Source organism: Nocardioides sp. Root140 (genome assembly GCF_001426745.1).
Lineage (GTDB): Bacteria > Actinomycetota > Actinomycetes > Propionibacteriales > Nocardioidaceae > Nocardioides.
The window spans coordinates 22,851-44,401 of the sequence record NZ_LMFI01000015.1; the positions used below are offsets into that span (position 1 = coordinate 22,851).

General features: G+C 68.7%; 19 protein-coding genes. 12 read left to right on the forward strand and 7 right to left on the reverse strand.

The window, feature by feature from the left end; genetic code table 11:
- Window positions 1–49: 49 nt before the first annotated feature.
- The 5 genes from ASD30_RS23255 to ASD30_RS23275 are packed head-to-tail and all read left to right on the forward strand — an operon-like array spanning window position 50 to window position 5,592.
- Window positions 50–1,378, forward strand: a complete 1,329-nt coding sequence (locus tag ASD30_RS23255; protein WP_056687831.1) for a cytochrome P450 — start codon at window positions 50–52, stop codon at window positions 1,376–1,378.
- A gap of 5 nt (window positions 1,379–1,383) precedes the next feature.
- A complete protein-coding gene (locus tag ASD30_RS23260; RefSeq protein ID WP_056688220.1) occupies window positions 1,384–2,598 on the forward strand; it encodes an NAD(P)/FAD-dependent oxidoreductase in 1,215 nt (404 codons plus the stop codon).
- Between the two features lie 36 nt (window positions 2,599–2,634).
- On the forward strand, window positions 2,635–2,952 hold the full coding sequence (locus tag ASD30_RS23265; RefSeq protein ID WP_056687833.1) for a 2Fe-2S iron-sulfur cluster-binding protein: 318 nt from the start codon (window positions 2,635–2,637) through the stop codon (window positions 2,950–2,952).
- Between the two features lie 23 nt (window positions 2,953–2,975).
- The gene (locus ASD30_RS23270; protein WP_056687837.1) at window positions 2,976–4,079 is read left to right on the forward strand and encodes an NAD(P)-dependent alcohol dehydrogenase; all 1,104 of its coding nucleotides are present in this window, start codon (window positions 2,976–2,978) and stop codon (window positions 4,077–4,079) included.
- A 55-nt stretch (window positions 4,080–4,134) separates the two neighbouring features.
- Entirely contained in the window at window positions 4,135–5,592 is a 1,458-nt protein-coding gene (locus tag ASD30_RS23275; protein ID WP_056687840.1) for an aldehyde dehydrogenase, read from the forward strand.
- A 51-nt stretch (window positions 5,593–5,643) separates the two neighbouring features.
- On the opposite strand, the gene ASD30_RS23280 is transcribed toward ASD30_RS23275, so the two are convergent.
- From ASD30_RS23280 to ASD30_RS23290, 3 genes are all read right to left on the reverse strand, one after another.
- Window positions 5,644–6,402 carry an SDR family NAD(P)-dependent oxidoreductase gene (locus tag ASD30_RS23280; protein WP_056687843.1) on the reverse strand — a complete coding sequence of 253 codons (759 nt, stop codon included), beginning with the start codon at window positions 6,400–6,402 and terminating at the stop codon, window positions 5,644–5,646.
- Between the two features lie 149 nt (window positions 6,403–6,551).
- Window positions 6,552–7,688 carry an acyl-CoA dehydrogenase family protein gene (locus ASD30_RS23285; protein WP_056687846.1) on the reverse strand — a complete coding sequence of 379 codons (1,137 nt, stop codon included), beginning with the start codon at window positions 7,686–7,688 and terminating at the stop codon, window positions 6,552–6,554.
- Window positions 7,689–7,705: 17 nt separating this feature from the next.
- Window positions 7,706–8,500, reverse strand: coding sequence for an enoyl-CoA hydratase-related protein (locus ASD30_RS23290; RefSeq protein WP_056687849.1), 795 nt, complete (start codon window positions 8,498–8,500; stop codon window positions 7,706–7,708).
- A gap of 196 nt (window positions 8,501–8,696) precedes the next feature.
- Between ASD30_RS23290 and ASD30_RS23295 the strand changes: the two genes are divergently transcribed.
- The 3 genes from ASD30_RS23295 to ASD30_RS23305 are packed head-to-tail and all read left to right on the forward strand — an operon-like array spanning window position 8,697 to window position 12,146.
- Window positions 8,697–9,854 (forward strand): 2-hydroxyacyl-CoA dehydratase subunit D, encoded by a 1,158-nt coding sequence (locus tag ASD30_RS23295; protein ID WP_200949865.1) that lies wholly within the window; start codon window positions 8,697–8,699, stop codon window positions 9,852–9,854.
- A gap of 34 nt (window positions 9,855–9,888) precedes the next feature.
- Entirely contained in the window at window positions 9,889–11,220 is a 1,332-nt protein-coding gene (locus ASD30_RS23300; protein WP_056687852.1) for a 2-hydroxyacyl-CoA dehydratase subunit D, read from the forward strand.
- Complete coding sequence (locus ASD30_RS23305) at window positions 11,217–12,146, forward strand: acyl-CoA dehydratase activase (RefSeq protein WP_056687854.1); 930 nt, start codon at window positions 11,217–11,219, stop codon at window positions 12,144–12,146. The genes ASD30_RS23300 and ASD30_RS23305 overlap by 4 nt, the downstream gene beginning before the upstream one ends.
- A 233-nt stretch (window positions 12,147–12,379) precedes the next feature.
- Here ASD30_RS23305 and ASD30_RS23310 read toward each other — a convergent pair whose 3' ends face one another.
- Entirely contained in the window at window positions 12,380–14,041 is a 1,662-nt protein-coding gene (locus tag ASD30_RS23310) for an AMP-binding protein (RefSeq protein WP_200951234.1), read from the reverse strand.
- 114 nt (window positions 14,042–14,155) lie between these two features.
- Here ASD30_RS23310 and ASD30_RS23315 point away from each other — a divergent pair, with 114 nt between their 5' ends.
- A complete protein-coding gene (locus ASD30_RS23315) occupies window positions 14,156–14,947 on the forward strand; it encodes an SDR family NAD(P)-dependent oxidoreductase (protein WP_056687857.1) in 792 nt (263 codons plus the stop codon).
- Window positions 14,944–15,756: a PaaI family thioesterase gene (locus tag ASD30_RS23320; protein WP_082564132.1), complete on the forward strand. Its 813-nt coding sequence runs from the start codon at window positions 14,944–14,946 to the stop codon at window positions 15,754–15,756. Before ASD30_RS23315 ends, ASD30_RS23320 begins: the two co-directional genes overlap by 4 nt.
- Before the next feature lie 98 nt (window positions 15,757–15,854).
- On the opposite strand, the gene ASD30_RS23325 is transcribed toward ASD30_RS23320, so the two are convergent.
- Entirely contained in the window at window positions 15,855–16,952 is a 1,098-nt protein-coding gene (locus tag ASD30_RS23325) for an NAD(P)H-dependent flavin oxidoreductase (RefSeq protein WP_082564133.1), read from the reverse strand.
- The gene (locus ASD30_RS23330; protein WP_056687864.1) at window positions 16,949–18,118 is read right to left on the reverse strand and encodes an acyl-CoA dehydrogenase family protein; all 1,170 of its coding nucleotides are present in this window, start codon (window positions 18,116–18,118) and stop codon (window positions 16,949–16,951) included. Before ASD30_RS23330 ends, ASD30_RS23325 begins: the two co-directional genes overlap by 4 nt.
- 123 nt (window positions 18,119–18,241) lie before the next feature.
- On the opposite strand from ASD30_RS23330, the gene ASD30_RS23335 reads away from it, so the two are divergent.
- Together ASD30_RS23335 and ASD30_RS23340 are read left to right on the forward strand one after the other, a co-directional pair.
- The gene (locus ASD30_RS23335; RefSeq protein WP_162251047.1) at window positions 18,242–19,111 is read left to right on the forward strand and encodes a PaaX family transcriptional regulator; all 870 of its coding nucleotides are present in this window, start codon (window positions 18,242–18,244) and stop codon (window positions 19,109–19,111) included.
- Between the two features lie 81 nt (window positions 19,112–19,192).
- Window positions 19,193–20,884, forward strand: a complete 1,692-nt coding sequence (locus ASD30_RS23340; protein ID WP_056688233.1) for an AMP-binding protein — start codon at window positions 19,193–19,195, stop codon at window positions 20,882–20,884.
- Between the two features lie 10 nt (window positions 20,885–20,894).
- Here ASD30_RS23340 and ASD30_RS23345 read toward each other — a convergent pair whose 3' ends face one another.
- Entirely contained in the window at window positions 20,895–21,401 is a 507-nt protein-coding gene (locus ASD30_RS23345) for a thioesterase family protein (protein ID WP_056687870.1), read from the reverse strand.
- Window positions 21,402–21,551: the final 150 nt, after the last annotated feature.

Consider the following 21,551-nt stretch of genomic DNA (forward strand, 5'->3'; position numbering starts at 1 on the left):
CTCGCAAGATGGTGCCAGTTCGTGACCGGCATCACATCGAGGAGAAACCATGACTGTCACCGCCCCTTCCACCCGGGCCACAGTTCCCGACGAGATCGGCCGTCGCGTCGTCCTTCCGGAGGGGCACAGCGACGACGAGGCGCTGTTCGAGGCCTATCGGTGGCTCCGTGAGAACGCACCGCTCGCGCTCTCCGACGTCGAGGGCTACGACCCGCTCTGGCTGGTCGTCAAGCACGCCGACATCATGGAGATCGAGCGCCAGCCGGACGTCTTCACCAGTGGCGGCGGCGACGACCCCGGGTCGCACAACCCGGTCCTCGCCAACCAGGCCGGCGACGCCTTCACCAAGTCGCTCACCGGTGGCAGCCTCCGGGTCCTCGAGACGCTGACCTACCTCGACCCGCCCGAGCACACCATGGTCAAGGACATTGCGACCCAATGGTTCCGACCGGCGTCGCTGAAGCAGTGGGAGGACCGGATCCGGGAGCTGGCCCGCGAAGCGATCGATGACCAGCTCAAGCCAGGTGTCAACGACATCGAGGTGGTCGCCGACTTCTGCCTGCGCTACCCCCTCCACGTGATCATGACGCTCTTCGGGGTCCCCGCCGAGGACGAGCCCCGGATGATGGCGCTGACCCAGGAGTTCTTCGGCACCGCCGACCCTGACACCCAGCGTGAGGACGTCGAACCACTCACGCCCGACGCTGCCGCCCAGCAATGGTCGGCGACCATCCAGGACTTCTACGCCTACTTCGACACCCTGCTCAACGCGCGGCGTGCCGAACCGCGCGAGGACCTCGCCACGATCATCGCCCAGGCCAGGCACCCGGAGACGGGGGACTACTTCCCCAAGGAGGTCGCCTACGGCTGGTTCATCGCGATCGCGACCGCCGGGCACGACACCACGTCGAGCACCATGGCGTCCCTCCTCGAGGCGCTGGCCCAGAACCCCGGTCAGCTGGCCGAGGTCCAGGCCGACCCGAGCCGCATCCCCGACCTCGTCAACGAAGGCCTGCGCTGGGCCTCGCCCGTCAAGCAGTTCACCCGCCGGGCAGAGCAGGACTACGTGCTCAGTGGCCAGGAGATCCGCAAGGGAGAGCGCATGATGCTGCTCTACCAGTCGGCCAACCGCGATGCAGATGTCTTCGAGAGCCCCGACGAGTTCCACTTCGACCGCAAGCCCAACAAGCAGATCGCCTTCGGCTACGGCCCGCACATGTGCATCGGTCAGCACCTCGCCAAGCAGGAGCTGCGGATCATGCTCGAGGAACTCCTGCCTCGCATCGCGGACCTCCGGGTCACCGGCGAGCGCAAGGTGGTGCAGACGAACTTCGTCGGCGGACTTCGCAGGCTGCCGATGCGCCTGGAACTCACGTGAGCCTGATGTCGGGCCGGGTCGTCGTGGTCGGAGCCGGGCATGCGGCCGGCACGTTCGCGGCGCTGCTGCGCCAGGCGGGGTACGACGGCGAGCTGGTGCTCGTGGGTGCTGAACGACATCTCCCCTACCAGCGACCACCCCTGTCGAAGACCTTCCTGGCCGAGCCGGCCACGCAATGGCTCCGCGAGGCTCCCTTCTACGTCGAGAACTCGATCACTGTCAGGCTCCACGAGACGATCACCCTGATCGATCGGGTCGCGCACACGGTCGAGACATCGCTGGGCCAGGTGCTGACGTACGACGCCCTGGTGCTCGCGACCGGGGCACGGCCGCGCATGCTGGACGTGCCCGGATGCGACCTGCCCGGGGTGCTCAGCCTTCGCACGATCGAGGACGCGGCCGCACTCCGCGACGGGCTGGCCGGAGCCGCGGGGCTGGCCGTGGTCGGCGGAGGCTACGTCGGCCTTGAGGTCGCCGCCGTGGCCCGTTCGGGAGGCGTGCCGGTCACCGTCCTCGAACGTGAGGACCGGGTCCTGGCGCGAGTGGCCAGCCCGGCGCTGTCCGGCATCCTGGCCGCGCACCACCGTGGTCGGGGCACCGATGTGCGCACCGGCGCCGACGTGGTGGCCTTCGAGGGCGACGCCGACGGAGTTCGCCGGATCCGCCTGGCCGATGGCGAGGCCGTCGACGCTGGAACGGTCGTCGTCGGAGTCGGTGCCATCCCGTGCGACGAACTCGCCTCACGCTCCGGCCTCCTCTGCCGTGGCGGCGTGGTGGTGGACGGGGCCGCGCGGACCAGTGATGACGCCATCTGGGCGTTGGGCGACGTCACCGTGCGCCCGCGGCACGGCGGAGGCGAGCCGATGCGGTTCGAGAGCATCCCGAGCGCGACCGAGCAGGCCCGCCAGGCAGTCGCATCGATCATGGGGAAGCCGTCGGTGGAACCCGAGGTCCCGTGGTTCTGGTCCGACCAGTTCGACCTGAAGCTCAAGATCGCCGGCGTCGTCGCGGCGCCGTACGACACCGTCCTGCGCGGCGAGCCCGCGACCGGATCGTTCGCGCTCTTCCACCACCACGGTGGGCGCCTCGTGGCCGTGGAGGCCGCGAACGCCAATGCCGACTTCATGGCGGGACGTCGGCTGCTCGCCTCGAACCGCCCCGTCGACGCGGACCGACTCGGCGACCCGACAGTCCCGTTGCGCGAGCTCGCCCTCGCCTGACCCATCAACAGCTCGTCCGATTCCAGGAGCAAGCCCATGCCCAACATCACCTACCAGCTGCCGGACGGCAGTGAACAGACCGTCGATGTGCCCGAAGGCCAGACCGTCATGGACGGCTCGGTGCGCAACAACCTGCCGGGCATCGTCGCCGAGTGCGGGGGCAGCTGCTCGTGCGCCACCTGCCACGTCCATGTCGCCCCTGAGCACATGGCCCTGTTCGACGAGCCGATGGACGAGGAGACCGAGCTGGTCGAGTTCCTCGACGGTGCCTGCGAACGCTCACGGCTCTCCTGCCAACTCATCGTCTCGGCCGAGTGCGACGGCGCCCGCGTCGTCGTGCCGGACACCAACTGATCCCATCGGACAAAGGAAGAACCATGCAGATCACCGCAGCAGTGCTCGAAGGACTCGGCCAGGACTTCGTCCTCCAGGAACTCACGCTCGCCGACCCGGCCCCTGACGAGGTCGTCATCGAGATCGCCGGGGTCGGGCTTTGTCACACGGACCTGGCCGTTCAGCACGGCCATCTCCCGTTCCCGTTCCCCGGTGTCGTCGGCCACGAGGGCAGCGGCACCGTGGTCGCGGTCGGCAGCGACGTCACCAAGGTAGTTGTCGGCGACCCGGTTGCAGCGACGTTCAACTCCTGCGGCATGTGCACGCAGTGCGCGCAGGGCGCTCCGTCGTACTGCGCCGACTTCATGGGCCGGAACTTTGGCGGAGCGCGTCCCGACGGCACCAGCACCCTGCACCGCCAGGACACGGCGTGTGGCAGCTACTTCTTCGGCCAGTCGAGCTTCGCCACGCACTCGATCGCTCGCGAGCGCAACGTCGTCAAGGTGAACCCGGCCCTCGACATCGCGCTGGCCGGCCCCCTGGGCTGTGGCATCCAGACAGGCGCCGGAGCGGTCATGCAGTCCATGGCCTGCCCCGGCGGGTCGTCGCTCCTGGTCGTGGGCGGCGGATCAGTGGGCCTCTCCGGTGTGCTCGGCGCGGTGGTCCGCGAGCTCGGGACCATCATCGTGGCCGAGCCCCTCGCCGCACGTCGCCAACTGGCCCTGGAGCTCGGCGCGACGCACGTGATCGACCCGGCCGCGGGACCGCTGTCCGAGCAGGTCCGCGCCATCCTGCCTGAGGGCGTCGGCTTCGCCCTGGACACCACGGCCGCAATCCCCGTGGTCAACGAGATCATCGCGAGTCTCGCTCAGCGCGGCACCCTCGGCATGGTCGGTGTGCCGTCGGACCCGACCTCCGAACTGGCCGTCGGACTGATCGAGATGCAGGCCCGCGGCCTGCACTTCCAAGGCATCGTCGAGGGCGACAGCGACCCCGACCACTTCATCCCGGAACTGGTGGACCTGCACCTCGCCGGCAGGTTCCCGTTCGACCGCCTGGTCACGACCATGCCGTTCGCCAAGATCAACGACGCCGTTGCCGCCCAGGCGCGCGGCGAGGCGGTCAAGGTCGTCCTGGTCCACGAGTGACGCGCTGCCGTACGACCCACCACCTCGGGAATCCCACCACCCTCAGGAGAGAACCATGACCACCATCGACTACGACAGCTTCTACCTGGACGGCGAGTGGGCGTCGCCGACCACCACCCAGCGCATCGACGTCCACTCGCCGACGACGGAGCAGTTCATCGGCAGTGTCCCGGAAGCGGCTGAAGGCGACGTCGACAACGCCGTGGCCGCCGCCCGCCGTGCCTTCGACGACCCGTCCGGTTGGGCAACGTGGGAGCCGGCCAGGCGCACCGAGGTCCTTGAGCGGTTCGCCGCCGCCCTCGAGGCGCGCGGCCCCGAGACCGCGCGACGCGTCTCCATCCAGAACGGCATGCCGCTGTGGCTGGCGATGAACTTCGAGGCCGGCTTCCCCGCACTTCTCCTGCGCTACTACGCCGGCCTGGTCGAAACGGGCAAGGAAGAACGTCGCCAGGGCATGCTCGGCAAGCAGGCTCTGGTGCTGAAGGAGCCGATCGGTGTGGTGGCCGCCATCGTGCCGTGGAACGTTCCGCAGGCGATCACGTTCCTCAAGCTCGCCCCGGCGCTGGCTTCCGGCTGCACCGTGGTGCTCAAGCCGGCGCCGGAGACCGTCCTTGACGCGTTCCTGATGGCAGAGGCGGCCGTTGAGGCGGGCCTGCCCCCGGGAGTGCTCAACGTCGTCCCCGCCGGGCGCGAGGTAGGCGGCTACCTGGTCCAGCACCCCGGTGTCGACAAGGTCTCCTTCACCGGCTCCACCGCCGCCGGTCGGGCGATCGCCTCGACCTGCGGCAACCTGCTGCGTCCGGTCACTCTCGAGCTCGGCGGCAAGTCTGCCGCGGTGGTGCTGGACGACGCGAACCTCGCGGAGACCATCGAGGACTTCTTCGCCGCCACGATGCTGAACAACGGGCAGATCTGCTGGCTCGGGACGCGCGTCCTGGCGCCTCGCACGCGGTACGACGAAGTGCTCGACACGATCGCCGGACTGGCAGAGTCGCTCGTCGTCGGCGATCCGCTGGCGGACGGGACACAGGTCGGCCCGCTGGTTTCCGAACGTCAGCGCGACCGCGTCGAGTCGTACATCCGGAAGGGAAGCAGTGACGGTGGTCGCTTGGTGGTCGGTGGCGGCCGACCGGCCGACCTCGACAAGGGGTGGTTCGTCGAGCCGACGGTCTTCGCTGACGTGGATCGCAAGGCAACCATCGCCCAGGAGGAGATCTTCGGTCCAGTCCTGGCGGTGATTCCGTACGAGGACGAGGACGACGCCGTGGCGATCGCCAATGACAGCGAGTACGGACTCGGCGGTTCGGTCTGGACCGCCGATCCTGCGCGCGGCGAGTCCTTCGCCCGGCGTGTGCGCACTGGCACGATCGGGGTGAACGGATATTCCAACGACCCGTTCGCACCGTTCGGCGGGGTGCGCTCCAGCGGGCTCGGTCGTGAGCTCGGCCCCGAAGGTCTCGCCGCGTTCCAGTCGATGAAGACGATCTATCTGGACGAGACCAACGACGACTGACGCCTGATGCCTGCCCGGTGAGAACCGCCGGGCGGGCATCGGGTTCACCGATCAGCTCGGCAGGTGGACCATCATGCCGCCGTCGACCGGGATCACCTGACCGGTGATGAACGAAGCCCGTTGCGAGGCGAGGAACAGGTAGGCCTCCGCCAGCTCCTCGGGCTGTCCGAACCGGCGCAGCGGCGTGTTGGCGCGGACGCTCCGCGCCCGGTCCTCGGGAAAGCGTTCGAGCGCACGCGGGGTCGCGGTGACGCCCGGCGCCACGCAGTTGCACCGGACGCCCTGTGGGCCGTACTGGGTGGCGACGTACCGGGTGAGTGCCTCGACCCCCGCCTTCGCGATGCCGTACGACGACCAGCCGACGTCGGCCGCGCGGGCTTGCGTCGACGACGTGGTCACGACGGCTCCGTTCCCCACTGCGACCAGATGGGGCAGGGCCCGGGCGGTGAGGTGGCTGGTGGCGCGGAGGTTCACGTCGAGGCTCAGGTCCCAGGTACGCCGGGAGCTCTCCTCGACCGAGCCCTCGGAGCCGACGAAGACGCCGGCGATGTTGATCAGCGCGTCGATCCGCCCGTGCTCGGCGACCACTTGTTCGACGAAGCCGTCGATGGCCGACTCGTCCCGGAGGTCCAACGGGTGCGCATGGCCACCGATCTCATCCGCGACCTCGGTCAGCGGCCCCTGGTCGCGATCCACGAGGACGGTGACGGCTCCCTCTGCCGCGAAGAGCCGCGCCGTGGCGCCGCCGATGCCACCGCCCGCCCCCGTGATGATGACGACCTTGTTCTCGAACTCGTTGCCTTGGCTCATTGCGTCAACGTAGGTCTGCGGCAGCAGGAACGTAAGCGCGCCGGCGGGAGCCGCTGTGGGCCAGCACATCGAGGCGTGTCTCCCGTCTGTCGCACAGACGGGAACGGGCCCCGCCGGTAAGCCGGCGAGGCCCGTCGTGTGGGTCGGGGTCAGAAGATCGACTTGGCGATGATCTCGCGCTGGATCTCGTTGGTTCCTCCGAAGATCGGCGGCGCGAGCGCGCGCCGTACCTGGAACTCCATGCCGTACTCCCGGGCGTAGCCGGCGCCACCCATCAGCTGCATGGCCTCCAGGGCGGCGTTCTTGGCGACCTCGGTGGCGCGCATCTTGGCCATCGACGACTCCGCCGAGAGTCCGTCCTCGTGGCCGTCGTCGATGGCCTGGGCGACGTCGTAGACGAAGGCCCTCGTGGTCGCGATGTCGGTGGCGAGGTCGGCGACCCGGTGGCGCAGGGCCTGGAAGTTGCTGGTCGGCTGGCCGAACGCCTCGCGCTGCTTCATGTAGGCAACCGCGTCGTCGAGCGATCGGCGTGCGGCCCCGATGCTGAAGGCCGCGATGATCATCCGCTCCACGCTGAGTCCGCGCATCAGGTGCTTCCAGCCCTGTCCGGCGGTGCCGACGACGTTGGCGGCGGGCACCCGGACGCCGGTGAAGAACACGTCGTTGCAGGTGCGGGCCTCCATCGTGCGCACCTCGCGCATCTCGATTCCCGGCGTGGCCGTCGGGACCATCAACAACGTGAGCCCCTCGTGCTTGGGGCCGGAGGAGTCCTCGCGGACCAGGACCAGCATGTGCTCCGCGATGTGGGCCACGGAGATCCAGGTCTTCTGTCCGTCGATGACGTATTCGTCGCCGTCCCGCACCGCGCGCGTGCGGACCGCGCCGAGGTCGGACCCGGTGCCCGGCTCCGAGAGCGCGATGGCCTCCGTGACACCGCCGGCCAGGTTGGAGCAGATCAGCTTCTTCTGCTCCTCGTTGCCCCACTTGAGGTAGGTCTGGGCAGCGGTGAGTCCGGTGGTGTAGGCGAGCAGTCCCGGGAGCAGGCCGCGGTGCGCCTCCTCGATGAAGACGCACTCGTCGACGAAGCCGGCCCCGCCTCCGCCGTACTCCTCGGGAAGGGAGACGCCGAGCCAGCCGAGCTCCGAGAGCTTGGTGAGGATCTCCGGGCTGTGCGCCCGCGTCTCGTTCTCGGTCAGTTCGTCGAGCCGGGCCTGGGTCCCACACTCGCGGGCTGCGAAGTCGGCGATCGCGGCCGCGAACTCGAGTCGTTCGGCGTCGAGCCTCATGGCGTCTCCCGGACCCGTCAGTTGCCGCGGTAGGCGGAGAAGTCGGGCTGGCGCTTCTCGTTGAACGCCGTGATGCCCTCCTTTGCCTCAGGGGTCTCGCCGAACATCTTCAACGTCGTGATCGCCATGTTGCCGATGCTGACGAAGTGCTCGGTGTCGCTGTTGAACGACTGCTTGAGCACCTTCAGCGCGGTGGGGGAGTAGGAGTTCATCGTGTCCGCCCAGGCGCGGACCTCGGTCATCAGGTCGGCGGCCGGCACGACCTTGTTGACCAGGCCCCAGTCCTCGGCCTCCTTCGCGGAGAGACGGCGGAGCATGAACCAGATCTCGCGGGCGCGCTTCTCGCCGATGACGCGGGCCAGGTAGCCCGAGCCGAGGCCGGCGTCGAAGCTGCCGACGCGAGGACCGTTCTGGCCGAAGGTCGCGGTGTCGGCGGCGATGGTCAGGTCGGCGAGCACGTGCAGCACGTGGCCGCCGCCGATGGCGATGCCGTTGACGGCGGCGATCACGGGCTTGGGGATGTCGCGCATGACGCGGTGCAGCGCCTCGACCTCGAACAGGCCGCTCACGGACGGGCCGTAGTCGCCGGTCTCCGCGCGCTGCTTCTGGTCCCCGCCGGAGCAGAAGGCCTTCTCGCCGGCACCTGTGAGGCAGACGGTGCCGACCTCGTTGCTGCCCCAGGCGCGCTTGAACGCCAGGACCAGCTCGTCGACCGTCTGCGCGCGGAAGGCGTTGTAGCGCTCCGGCCGGTTGATGGTGATCGTGGCGAGGCCGTTCTCGACCTCGTAGGTGATGTCGGTGAAGTCGTCCATGAGGTGTCGCTGTCCTCTCTCGGGGTGCGGGCAGGCTTTGGCCTGACCATTTGCAGAATAGCCCTGAGAACGATCGTTCACAACCCCTGGTCCGGCAATGCCTCTGTGGCGGCCGCTCTTCCCGGGATGCATCATTTGTTGTACAGTATTGGGAACTCGCTTACAGAATACGTAGAACATCCCACAGGAGAGTGACATGACCGTCCCAGCCATGGAGCGCCTGGTCCGGGCGGCTCGCGACACACGCGGGTACGTCGCGGCCTGGCGTGCGGCACACCCCGACGGCAAGGTCCTCGGCGTCATGCCGATGAACTTCCCCCGCGAACTCGCCCACGCCGCCGGGCTGTTGCCGGTGATCGTCCCGGACGACCAGGAGCCGGTGACCGAGGGACGCGCCCTGCTTCCTGAGTTCTACTGCGGCTTCACCCGCAACCTGGCCGACCAGGTGGCCACCGGTCGCCTCGACCTCTACGACGCCGTCTTCATGGCCGACCACTGCATCCAGCTGGTCGGCGCGGCTGACGTCGCCCGTCAGCTGCAGCCGGAGACCCCGGTCTTCTTCGGGATGCTCGCCACCTCCCTGAGCGATGCCTGGGCCGGGCAGAAGGTCGCCGAGATGATGAACACCTTCCGCGAGGAGGTCGAGGCACTCTCGGGGTCGAAGGTGACCGACGAGTCGCTGAGGGCCAGCATCGCGGCGTACAACGCAGACCGGCGCGCCCTGCGGCAGATCTTCGACGAGCGTACGGCGGGCAGCACCGCCTGGGCGCCCACCGAGCTCCAGGACCTGGTCGCCTCGGCGATGGTGATGGACCCGGTCGAGCACCTCGCACTCCTGGAGCTGGCCCGGGCCGAGAAGGTCGGCCAGCCGCGCGACGAGCGCGTGCGGGTTCACCTCTCCGGCCACATGTGCCACGCCCCGCGCCGCGAGCTGCTCCAGGTGATCGAGGACAGCGGCGCGCTCGTGGTCGACGACGACCTCTGGACGGGGCGGCGCTTCCTGTCCACCGACGTGGACGAGGTCCTCGAGCCGATGGAGGCCATCGGCCACTGGTACACCTCCCGCAACGGCAACCTCCCTTGCCCGACCCGCGTGCAGCACGACGCCGACTGGGACACCTGGCTCGTGGAGTCGACGGAGCGCAGTGGTGCGGAGGCAGTGATCCACCTGATGCCGAAGTTCTGCGAGCCGCACATGCTGCTCTACCCCGAGCTCCGCAAGCGCCTCGACGCCGAGGGCATCGCGCAGCTGCTGATCGAGACCGAGCACGAGGGCATTCCGCTCGAGGCCTTCCGGACCAGGGTCGAGGCCCTCGTCGAACGTGTGCTGCGCAAGCGGCCGGCGTACGCCTGATCCACCACCTACTGCATGGAAGAGGGAACGCACGATGACTGTGACTGCACCTGACCGCACCAACCGCCTCGCGATCACTCGCGCTGGCGGCCAGCTCATCACCGACTACTGGGAGAAGCTCTTCACCGCACGCGACGAGGGAAAGCAGATCGTCTGGTACAACGGTGGCGCGCTCAACCCGATCTTCCAGGCCGCGGGTGTCGCGTGGTGCCACGGCGAGGCGTTCTCCGCCCGTCTGGCCGCGCAGCAGATGGAGGGGCCGGCCCAGCTGGCCGGCGCAGAGTACGGCTACAGCTCCGAGCTCTGCTCCTACTCGCGCACCCACCTCGGCTGCTCCGTCCTCACCGTGCAGGGCGAGGGCGACGGCAGTGGTGTCGTCGGCATGCACGACCAGAAGGAGCTGGCTGCCCGCCTGCCCCGCCCGGACTTCTTCGTCAACAACTATGCGGGCTGCAGCACCGGCCAGCAGTGGGACGAGGTGTCCTACCGTGTGTTCGGCAAGGAGGTCCCGATCTTCAACGTCTCGCACCCGTTCCTCTGGGGAAACAAGCCCGACGCGGGCTACCTCAAGGGCGAGGAGTGGGACGCCGCCTCGAAGTACGTCGCCGACCAGTTGCGCGAGCTGATCAGCTGGCTCGAGTTCCAGACCGGGCGGCCCTTCGACTGGGACGCACTCAGTGAGTCGATGTTCTACATCAAGCAGGCCGCCGAGCTGCGCCGGGAAGGCCTCGACCTCTGCAAGCAGAAGCCGGCACCGGCGACCTTCTGGGACTGGATCGCCTCGGTCGCACCGATCAACTTCCTTCCCGGGGACCAGGCGCTGGTCGACTACTTCGCCGGCGTACGCGACGAGATCCAGGGCCGCATCGACACCGGCGTCCAGGCGGTCGAGGGGGAGAAGTACCGCATCTACTTCGACGGCATCATGAACTGGAACAAGCTCGGCTTCCTGTCCCGCAAGTTCGCCGAGCACGGCGCATCGGTGGTGGCCGGTCGCTACATCCAGAACGCCTTCTGGCAGGAGCCGCAGCTCCTAAACCCGTCCGACCCGCTCCTCGGCATGGCACAGCACTACCTGCTCTGCCCGACCAACCACGGCACCCGGACGCTGGACCACCTGACGCTCAAGGACTGCGCCGACTACCAGGTCGACGGGATCGCGTTCCACTCCACGCGCACCTGCCGCGCCTTCACCGGACCGCAGCGCCTGCTCGCCGCCTCGGCCGAGAAGAACCTCGGGATCCCCTCGATGTTCTTCGAGGGCGACGTCGCGGACGCCTCCTTCTACAAGGACGAGATCCTCGAGAGCCGCCTCGCGGCGATGCTCGAGGTGATCGACGTACGCCGTGAGCGTGGGTCGATGTGACCACTCGCCACTACCTCGGGGTCGACCTCGGTTCCACGACCGCCAAGGCCGTCGTCATCGACGGCCTTGGCGGCATTGCCGCGTCGAGCACCATCGCGATGGGCGCGGTGAGCCGACGCGGCATGCAGCGGGCGATCGATGCCGCGCTGGAGTCCGCGGGCCTCGAGACTGCGGAGCTCTCAGGCACGGTGTCGACGGGGTACGGCCGCAAGCTCGTGCCCGGGGTGCAGCGCACCTTCACGGAGATCACCTGCCATGCGCGGGGAACCTCCGAGATGGTGCCCGGAGTGAGACTGGTCATCGACGTCGGGGGCCAGGACAGCAAGGCGATCACCGTCGGTTCGGACGGCCTGGTCGACGAGTTCGCGATGAACGACCGCTGTGCCAGCGGCACCGGCCGTTTCTACGAGGTGCTGGCCCGCGCCCTGGAGTGCGAGATCGACGATCTGGGTGCGTTGGCCATGCAGGGCAACGACGATCTCGAGATCAGCACCATGTGCGCGACCTTCGCCGAGACCGAGATCGTCTCGCTGATGGCGCAGGACCTGCCGGTGGCCGACATCGCCTCCTCCGTGCACCGTGCGATCGCAGCGCGAACACTCGCCCTGGTGGCGCAGGTCGGGAAGCGCACACCGGTGGTGCTCACCGGTGGTGTGGCGCGCAATCCGGCGGCCGTGCACTTCCTCTCGCGTGCCCTCCGGGTCGAGGTCGGGGTGCCGGAGCAGCCGCAGATCACCGGAGCGTACGGCGCCGCGCTGCTTGCGTTGGAGGCCGACCAGCGGGGTCGGCCCGTGCAGGACGTGGCCGGCGCCGATCACCTCTTTCCGCGTACGTCGCACGACGAGCCCGGCCACTCCTGCGCCGGGTGTGACGGCAACCTGGCCGGACCTGTCGACCTCGGCGCCTCCATCGCGGTTCGTCGCTGAGCCCGTCGAGGCGATCCTCGATGCCTCGGAACAGCCCGACGTCACCGCCACCGACACGGTCGGCGTTGAATGAACGTTTGTTCAAGAACAGGTCTTGAACAAACGTTCATTCAACGTGGATCACACCTCAGGCGTAGGGCCTGCGCTGGTGGATTCGCGGAGTCGCGCCAGAGGCACCCGGCGTCGCTGGGAGCTACACGTTGGCGCTGTGAGCTACGCGTGCGCGCCCTGAGCTACGCGTCGGCGGGAGCGCTCGTCGACGTACGGACCTCGTCGAAGGTCACCGACCCCTCGACGATCTGGTCGCGCAGCACGAACTTCTGGATCTTGCCGGTCGGTGTCATCGGCAGGTCGGTGACGAACTTCCAGAAGACGGGCGTCTTGTGCGGCGCGATCTGCTGGCGCAGGAAGTCGGTGAGCTCGGCGACCGTGGGTTGCTCGCTGCCGTGCCTGATCTTGAGGAAGGCACTGACCTGCTCGCCCCACTTCTCGTCGGGCGCGCCCACGACGGCCGCCGTCTCGATGGCCGGGTGGTCCTGCAGGGCTGCCTCGATCTCAGCGGGGTAGAGATTGATGCCGCCACGGATGATCATGTCCTTGACCCGTCCGGTGACCTTGAGGAAGCCACGGGCGTCCATCTTCCCGATGTCCCCCATGTGCAGCCAGCCCTCGTCGTCGATGGTCCGGGCCGTCTCCTCGGGCATGTTGTAGTACTCGAGCATGTTCTGGTAGCCGCGCACGCAGATCTCCCCGGCGATCTCGAGAGCCGCGGGGGCACCGGTGAGGGGGTCGGCGATCTTCATCTCCAGCTGCGGGAGCGGTTGGCCGACGGTGTCGGACTGGTCCTCGGGAGAGTCGGTGACGCGCGTCTGTGAGACGACGCCGTGCGCCTCCGTCTGCCCGAAGAGGATGCTGAACTGGCAGTGCAGCCGAGCCATGGTCTTGCGGACCAGAGCGGCGGGGACGGCTGCCGCGCCGCTGAGGATGGTCTGGAGGCTCGACATGTCCCGCCGGTCAAGCTCGGGGTGGTCGAGCATCGCGATGAGCATGGTCGGCACGACCAGGGTGTGCGTGCCCCGGTAGGTCTCGAACGCCTCGATCAGTTGGCCGGGATCGAAACCGGGAAGGATCACGAACGTGCCGCGCTTGGCCCAGGCCCCGAACGAGGTCACTGCACCACCGCCGATGTGGTACATCGGCATCGCGTTGATGTAGACGCCTCCGTCGGACATGCCGGCCCGCTCGGCGACGAACGTCGCTTCGTTGACCAGGCCCATGTGGTGCAGGACGGCGCCCTTGGGGAAGCCGGTCGTGCCCGAGGTGTACTGCACCTGCACGACGTCCCGCGGCTCAATGGCGGGCAGCGCGGTGGACGGGCTGCCCGAGGCGAGGAACTCGTCCCACTCCGAGAAGGGGTGGATGCCGCGCAGGTGGGGGAGTCCGGAGCTCATCTCGTCGACCATGCCGCGCATGTCGAAGTCCCGGTGCGTGTCGACCAGGAAGACCGCCACGGACTCCGACTGGGAGAGGACGAACTGCATCTCGCGGGCGCGGTACGCCGGGTTCAGCGCGACCAGCACCATCCCGGCCATGGCGATGCCCTGCTGAAGCACGATCCACTCCGCGCTGTTGGGTGCCCAGATCGCGATCCTGTCCCCGGGCTGGTAGCGGGCCAGCAGTGCCCTGGCGACGTCCTCGATGTCGCTGAGGAACTCGGCGTACGTCCACTCCTTGCGGGCGTCGGCGTCCGGCACGCAGTTCACCAGGGCGAGTCGATCGGGCACGGTCGTCGCCGCGTGACGGATCACGTCGCAGACGGTGACCTCGCGGACCTCGCCGGGCTCGGCCGGCCAATAGGACTCCGTCAGATTCATGCGTGCGGTGCCATCGGTCATGTCGCGCTCCAGAAGTCGGTCGTGTGATGCGTGCCACCTGCACGGTAGATCGAAAACGTGCGACACTCAAGAGAACTCAGTTGCCAATAATGTAGTACTCCACAGGAGGAGCCCATGAACGCCAGGCCTCTGGTCCGCACTCACTCAGAACAGGCGGTCCTGGTCGCCGGTGGTACGTCGGGCGTCGGCCTGGCCAGTGCCGAAGCGTTCCTCGATGCCGGCGTACGGCGGATTGCGCTCATGGGCCGGTCCCAGGAGCGCGGTACGCGTGCCCGGGCGACCCTCCTCGAGCGCTGTCCCGACGCGCAGGTCGAGTTCCTGTCGGTCGACGCCGGCGACGTCGACCTGGTGCAGGAGGCAGTCGCAGAAGTGCACCGGAGGCTCGGTGGTCTCGACGTCCTCGTCAGTTCGGTGACCACGGCGTACCGGCCCGAACTGCTGCATCGCACCGACCCCCTCGACATCGCGGGGATTCTTTCCGGGCAGGCGGTCCCGCCCATGCTGCTGACCCGTGCGGTCTTGCCGTTCATGCGTGAGCAGGGTGGTGGCAGCATCATCAACATCGCCTCCGACGCTGCCAAGGTGGCCACTCCCGGTGAGTCCGTGCTGGGTGCGGCGATGGCGGCGATCGTGATGTTCAGCCGGGTCGCCGCGATCGAGGCCAAGCGGGACGGCGTGCGGGTGAATGTGCTGACACCCTCCCTGATCGCCGGGACGGCCACCGCTAAGAACGTGCTCAGCGACGGCTTCAGCAAGAAGCTCTTCGAGAAGGCGGCCGAGCAGGCCCACCTCGGAGTGGCGGAGCCCGAGGACCTGGCTGCCATGGTGGTCTTCCTCGCCGGCCCCGGCGCCGCGCGGGTCACCGGCCAGGCGATCAGCGTGAACGGCGGGATCTCGGCAGCATGAGGGCAGGAGTGAGCGTCGCCGACGGCGTGAACGCATTGAGTGCCATCCAGTTCGTCCTCTCCGGACCGACGAAGCTCTTCGGAGCAGACCCTTGGCAGGACGGCGACACTGTGCGGGGCGTGATGCCCGCCGATCGCTTGTTCCCGGGGGCTGACGGTCGGCCGGCAGTCGGATCCCTCGGCGTACTGGTCGACGAGGTGGTCGGCTACTCGATCATCGGCAGCCTCCCCGAGGGTGCCTGGACCGTCAGTACCGAGATCTGGATCGACATCGTCCGCCCACTTGCCGATGCCGAAGGTGAGCTGAGTGCGTCGGCGCGCAGCATCGCGCCCGGATCCTTCGCGACCGGTGAGCTGATCGATGCTTCGGGAAACTTGATCGCCGAGTGTCGTGAGCGTGGTCGGGAGATTGCCGATCCGCCGGACTTCGCCGTGGCCCGGACTGATTTCGCCTTCGATGGCGCGGTCGACCTCGACCAGGACCTCAGTGGTGTGCTCTCCCTGCGCGAAATGGGGGAGGGCTGGGTGCTTCCCGTCGTGCCACGCTGGGAGAACCCACGCGGCGTACTGCACGGCGGCGTTTCCCTCGCGGCCAGCGAGGCGGCCGCCACGGCCTCGAGGGTCGAGGCGGGCAGCGACCTGGCCACCTCGTCCCTGCACATCGTCCACACCCGCGCTGTGCCGAGCGGCGTGGACCTGGAGCTGCGTACGACGACCCGCCACGCGGGCCGCACCCTCTGGGTCACCGACGTCGACGCGGTGTGGAACGGCAAGGTCTGCGCGACCACCCGGGTCAGCGCCCAGGCCTGAGCCTGCAGAGCTCCGATCGACCTCGATCTGACAGCCAGGCTGACAAGTAAACGGAGAGCCCGACCGCCACTGGACGGTCGGGCTCTGCGTGCCTTTGGTCAGGCGACGACCATGTCCCGAGTGAGGGCTCGCAGGATGTCGGCCGCCTCTCGTGCGGTCCGGGGCACGAACTCGGCCACGTCCACGAGGTCGTGGATCGCGGAGGCGACCTGTCCGGTGAGGACCAGGCTGTTCTCGACGTCTCCCTCGGTCTGGGCCCGCTGCATCGACTCGATCTTGTGGCGCACCAGGCTCACGGCATCGACCTCACCGAGCTTCGCGCCCTCGAGAAGTTCGCGCGACGCCGTGTTCCTGAGCCCCCGGCACGGTCCGTAGACCCCGTTGAACGCGACGTCGTCGCCCTCCTTCGCGTCGAGGAGGGCCTGCAGGTACGCCGGGTGCCAGTCGCTGTTGTCGTGGGTCGTGATGAACCGGGTGCCCATGGCGACGCCGTCGGCGCCCATCGCGAGGGCGGCGGCCAGGCCTCGCCCGTCGCGTGCACCGCCCGTGAGCAGCACCGGTACGTCCACCGCCTCGGTGATGCTGGGGACCAGGACGAACGTGTGCACGGCGGCGCTGGGTGCGTGCCCGCCCATCTCGAACCCGGCGGCGATGACCACGTCGACGCCGGCCTCGGCGGCCTTCACGGCCTGTCGGGTCGATCCGACCTTGTGCTGGTGCACCACGCCGGCGTCCTTCAGCATCCCGATGTAGGGGCCGGGGAATCCGGCGGAGGTGGTCACCACTCGGAGCCGCGCGGCGATGGAGCTGTCCGCGGCGCGGGCCTCCAGGGCGGTGCGGACGTAGATGTCGGTGAACGGCAGGACGTCGCCGTTGGCGTCCACTCCGATCGGGATGTTGACCGCGAACGCCTGTTCGGTCAGCGAGGCGCACTCCTCGATGTGCTCGCGGAAGGTGCGGGCGCCGGCGGCCAGGTCCTCGGGCATGCCTGGCATGGAGACCGTGCCGAGACCTCCGGCGTTGGAGACCGCCGCGGCAAGGCGCGGCGTACGGAACGGTCCGAGGCCTTCCTGCACGATCGGATGGTCGACGCCGACGAGCCGAGTCCACCGGTTGGCCAGTGGGGCGGTGGTGGCCGGTGGCGCGGGTGGTGCAGCGGGCGGCGCGGTGGGCTGCGCGGTCGGTGACGAGGTCATGAGGTTTCCTTTGTGTAGGGGACGAAGTCGCGGCCGAACCGCTCGCGGGCGATGATGATCTTCTGGATCTGGGCAGTGCCGTCGGCGATCTCCACGGCCATCACGTCGCGGAGTCGTTGTTCCAGCCCCATCTCTGTGGCGTAGCCGTAGTGGCCGTGCAGCAGCAGGCATTCCTTGACCGCGGCGCTGGCCAGCTTGGGTCCGAACCACTTGGACATGGCGGCCTCGGCGGTGTGCTTCTCGCCGGCCGTACGCCGCGACAGGGTCGAGTAGCAGAGCAGTCGTGCGGCCTCCAAGGTTGTGCTGTGCTCGGCGAGTGGGAACGAGACGCCTTCGTAGCGCGACAGCGGCTGGCCGAAGGCGTGGCGGTCGCGGACGTAGCGGGCGGTCAGGTCCACCGCGGCCTGGGCTGCGCCGATGCCGGTGAGCGCCAGCAGGGGGCGGGTGAAGTCGAAGCCGCCGAGGACGCTGCGGAAGGCGCTTCCCTCCGCTCCGACGAGGGCCTCGGCGGGGACGTGGACGTCGTCGAAGAAGATCGTGCCGCGGCCCATCGGTCGCCAGCCGGTGTCCGACATGGTGCTCTTGGTGATCCCGGCGGCCTCCAGGTCGACGAGGAACGTCGAGACCCCGACGTCCTCCCCGTCGCGCAGGGTGCGGGCGACCACGATCATCGCCTCGGCCTGGGCGAGCATGGTGATCGAGGTCTTCTCGCCATTGAGCAGGTAGCCGCCGTCATGGGCCGTGGCCGTGGTCCGGATCGCCGTGGCGTCCGACCCCGCGTGCGGCTCGGTGAGCGCGAATGCGACGTAGGTGTCGCCGGAGGTCAGCGGAGGCAGCCAGCGCTTCCGCATCGCGTCGTCGCCGTGCTGCGCGATGAGCGACGTCATGAGCAGCACCGGGATGACGGCGTTCGCGACGTTGAAGTCGGCGTACGCGAGCTCTTCCACCGCGAGGCCGACGGCGACGTAGTCCTCGGTGTCGAGCGGGTTGTGGTCGGGCCCGGCCAGCAAGGAGAGGACTCCGAGCTCGCCGACCTGTCTGTGCTGCTTCCACGGGAAGTCGTCGGCCTGCGCGCGGGTCAGGTATCCGCTGGCCAGCTCGTCGCGGGCGAACCTGCGCACGGACTCCCGGATCGCCAGCTGGTCGTCGCTCGGTGCGTGGTCCATCGGCTCCTCCAAAGATTGACATTCAATGTAACTCGATCACGATTCACGTAGAATCTAAACCTCGGGTCCGCATCGGGCAAGGGCAGATGGCTAGGCTGCCGTCCGGACGCAGGAGGAATGCACATGCCGACACCGTCATCGACGGCACCGCTCGTCGGGCGATCGCCATTGCTCCGGGCCGAGGGCGAGAGCCTGGCGCCCGGAAGTGCGCGCTCCCTGCTCGTCACGATCCTCGGTGAGCTGGTCTGGCCCACCGGCGAACCGGTGTGGACCTCCACACTGGTGCGGCTCCTGCGTGGCCTCGGCATCGAGGAGCAGACCGCTCGCCAGGCCATCGCACGAGGCGCACAGTCGGGCTGGATGGTCCCGGAGCGACGCGGCCGCGAGGTCAGCTGGTCGCTCGGGCCGCGGCTCGAGCACATCTTCGAGGTCGGCTCGAAGCGCGTCTTCTCACTCAGCGACCCGTTCGAGGACTGGCCGGGCACCTGGCTCTCGGTCCTGGTCACCATCCCCTCGACGCACCGTCGTACCCGCCGGCCGCTGTACGCCGGACTCACCTGGGCAGGCTTCGGGAACCCCGTCCCCGGACTCTGGCTCAGCCCGCACGTGGAGCGCGTCGACGAGGTGCGCGAGCTGATCGCCGAACTCGACCTGCACGAACACACCATCTCGCTCGTGGGCAGGACCGACGAGGTGGGCATCGGGGAGTTGGAGATCGTCTCTCGGGGGTGGGACCTCGCTGCCCTCGAAGAGCACTACCGGATGGTGCTCAAGGCGATCGGCACGCTGGACCCGAAGCCGGGCGAGGACACCATGTTCGCCTTCCTCCGCATGATCAGCGAGTGGCAGGAGCTGCCCCGCACAGACCCGCAGCTGCCCGAGGCGCTGCTGCCCGACTGGATCGGCCGCCGTGTGGCACGGGAGATCGAGGAGCGCCGCGCCAAGTGGACACCGTCGGTGCGGGCCCTGTTCTCGGAGATCAACGGATCCTGAAGTCGGGGCGACTGTCGAGGTCCACACCGCTGCATGCTGGTCACGGTGGAGCCGGGCGCCCGACCTGCGCAGACTCGCAGGGTGACTCCTCCAAGGTTCGACCCCACAGCCGAAGACTTCGACGTCGAGACCCTGCGTGCGCGCCGCGCCGACAGGCGCTGGAACAGGATGTCAGTGGGCGACATCCTCGAGCGGGTCACCTGGAGCACGCCTGACAAGACCGCTCTGGTCGGCTGGGACGGGGCGTACGGCGACCCGCGGTTCGCCCGGATGACCTACCGCGAAGCAGACGAGGCCGCCAACCAGGTGGCACATGCACTGCTCGGCGAAGGCCTCGAGCCCGGTGACCGGGTCCTGCTCTACTGCGACAACTCCGTCGAGGCGATCGTCCTGTTCTTCGGCATCGCCAAGGCCGGGATGGTCGCGGTGCCGGTCAACTCGCTGCTCGCGGACGACGTACTCGCCCATGTCCTCGACCACGTCGAGGTCTCACTCGTCGTCGCCGATGCCGGACTGGCGGCTCGAGGTGACGCGGTGTTCGCGGCGCGGGGCCTGCGCCCGGCGGTCAGCATCCCCATCGGAGGGGAGACTCCGGCCGGAAGCACTGAGTTCGCCGACTGGATCGGCGACCGGCCGACCGAAGAGGTCGACGTGACCATCCACGGCGACGACATCTGGGCCCTGCTGTTCACCTCGGGCACGACCTCGATGCCCAAGGCGTCGATGACGGCGCACTCCTACTCCTATCTGAGTGCGTACTCCTACGCGATGTCGCTGACGCGCGGGCTCGCCCACGAGACCGACCTCGTGCTCGCGACGTTCCTGCCGATCGTCTACCACTGCGGGCACAACTCGACCGTGATGCCTGCGATGCTCAGCGGCGGCACCGTCGTGATCGGCCGCCGACCGGATGCCGAGGGGCTGGCGGCGGCGGTCACCCGCGAGAAGGTCACCGCCGTCTGGGCCGGCTCACCGCTGTGGGTCGGCAAGCTGGTCGAGGCCGCCGAGGCCGACCCTGCCGGAGTCGACCTCTCCTCACTCACCGTCGTGATGTTCTCGTGGGGCGCGATGACCCCGGATCTCTTTCCCCGCTTGAAGACCGCGGCGGGTGGTGACGTCGCGATGCTCGAGGTCTTCGGCCAGACCGAGTCCCAGTCGTGCTTCCGGTTCTGGCCCGACGCCCAGCCCGGGAGGGCGGCGGAGTCGTTCCAGGGCGTCAACCATGTCGGCCTCCCGACGCCCTTGCTCGCCGCCGACGTGCACGACCCGTCCGGTACGTCGCTCGCCGGCACGGTCGGCGCAGCAGGCGAAGCCGTCTATCGGAGCCCGATGATCACTGCCGGCTACTACCGCAACCTCGAGGCCACCCGAGAAGCGTTCCGGGACGGCTGGTTCCACTCCGGTGACAGCTGCGCCTACGTCGCCGAGGGTGACCGTGCGCAGGTGATGGTCGACCGGCTCAAGGACGTCGTGAAGTCGGGTGGGGAGAACGTCTCCAGCATCCGGGTCGAGGGCGTGCTCGCCGGTCACCCCGCCGTGGGTCGCGTTGCCGTGGTCGGCGTACCGGATGACACGTGGGGTGAGCTGGTCACGGCCGTGGTGATCCCCGCCGAGGGGGCCGCGGTCAACGAGCGGGACCTCATCGCCTGGGCACGTCAGCGACTGGCCGGCTACGAGACGCCCAAGCGGGTCGTCGTCATGGCCGCGATGCCCGAGACGGTCGGCGGCAAGGTGCGCAAGCACGAGCTGCGGGCCCAGCTCGCGGCTGGCTGACGCCGGTCCTTCAGGACCGCAGGCCCATCGAGCCGGACAGGGGAATCGGCCAGGTGACCTGCGCAGCCTCTGCGACCCAGCCGTCGATCGCCGCGGACACGTCCTCGGGGAAGTCGACCGGCCGACGGGTGTCCATCCCCACGTGCACGAGCACGATCTCGACGGTGCAGGCCAGCACCTCGCGGTCGCGATCGACCAGGAACGCCAGCACGTGGCCGGCCTTGCGCGAGCGCCCGAGGAGCAGGGTGTGCACGGAGAACTTGCCGCCCTCGTGCATCTCGCTGAAGTAGCGGATGTGGTGCTCCGCGGTGAACACGCCCATCCGGCGCTGCGCCCGGTAGTCGTCGTCGATGCCCACCCGCCGGCAGATGACATCGGCGCTCGTGGCGCAGTAGTCGAGGTAGTGGCGGATGTTCATGTGCCCGTTGACGTCGATGAAATCGGGGGAGACCTCGCCGGACAGCAGGGGCTCGAGCTCGAGGACCTGTGCGTACGACGGCAGTGCGGGTTTGCTCATGGGGCCAACGTAAGACGTCGGAGCCTTCCCGGTCCTCTCGTCCCACGCGCCGCGCTGTCGATCGCGACAGGCGGAAGGTCCTGTCCCGGTTGACCAGCGGTGTCGGCAGTGATGGTCTCGCCACAACGCTGGACGAGTCGAACGAGGAGC

Excerpts from the sequence above, each read along its gene's own strand:
- ASD30_RS23270 (WP_056687837.1), top strand. The coding sequence starts at position 2,976 with ATGCAGATCACCGCAGCAGTGCTCGAAGGACTCGGCCAGGACTTCGTC.
- ASD30_RS23255 (WP_056687831.1), top strand. The coding sequence starts at position 50 with ATGACTGTCACCGCCCCTTCCACCCGGGCCACAGTTCCCGACGAGATC.
- ASD30_RS23335 (WP_162251047.1), top strand. The coding sequence starts at position 18,242 with ATGCCGACACCGTCATCGACGGCACCGCTCGTCGGGCGATCGCCATTG.
- ASD30_RS23280 (WP_056687843.1), bottom strand. The coding sequence starts at position 6,402 with ATGAGCCAAGGCAACGAGTTCGAGAACAAGGTCGTCATCATCACGGGG.
- ASD30_RS23265 (WP_056687833.1), top strand. The coding sequence starts at position 2,635 with ATGCCCAACATCACCTACCAGCTGCCGGACGGCAGTGAACAGACCGTC.
- ASD30_RS23310 (WP_200951234.1), bottom strand. The coding sequence starts at position 14,041 with ATGACCGATGGCACCGCACGCATGAATCTGACGGAGTCCTATTGGCCG.
- ASD30_RS23260 (WP_056688220.1), top strand. The coding sequence starts at position 1,384 with ATGTCGGGCCGGGTCGTCGTGGTCGGAGCCGGGCATGCGGCCGGCACG.
- ASD30_RS23330 (WP_056687864.1), bottom strand. The coding sequence starts at position 18,118 with ATGGACCACGCACCGAGCGACGACCAGCTGGCGATCCGGGAGTCCGTG.
- ASD30_RS23345 (WP_056687870.1), bottom strand. The coding sequence starts at position 21,401 with ATGAGCAAACCCGCACTGCCGTCGTACGCACAGGTCCTCGAGCTCGAG.
- ASD30_RS23300 (WP_056687852.1), top strand. The coding sequence starts at position 9,889 with ATGACTGTGACTGCACCTGACCGCACCAACCGCCTCGCGATCACTCGC.
- ASD30_RS23285 (WP_056687846.1), bottom strand. The coding sequence starts at position 7,688 with ATGAGGCTCGACGCCGAACGACTCGAGTTCGCGGCCGCGATCGCCGAC.
- ASD30_RS23275 (WP_056687840.1), top strand. The coding sequence starts at position 4,135 with ATGACCACCATCGACTACGACAGCTTCTACCTGGACGGCGAGTGGGCG.
- ASD30_RS23295 (WP_200949865.1), top strand. The coding sequence starts at position 8,697 with ATGACCGTCCCAGCCATGGAGCGCCTGGTCCGGGCGGCTCGCGACACA.
- ASD30_RS23315 (WP_056687857.1), top strand. The coding sequence starts at position 14,156 with ATGAACGCCAGGCCTCTGGTCCGCACTCACTCAGAACAGGCGGTCCTG.
- ASD30_RS23290 (WP_056687849.1), bottom strand. The coding sequence starts at position 8,500 with ATGGACGACTTCACCGACATCACCTACGAGGTCGAGAACGGCCTCGCC.
- ASD30_RS23325 (WP_082564133.1), bottom strand. The coding sequence starts at position 16,952 with ATGACCTCGTCACCGACCGCGCAGCCCACCGCGCCGCCCGCTGCACCA.
- ASD30_RS23320 (WP_082564132.1), top strand. The coding sequence starts at position 14,944 with ATGAGGGCAGGAGTGAGCGTCGCCGACGGCGTGAACGCATTGAGTGCC.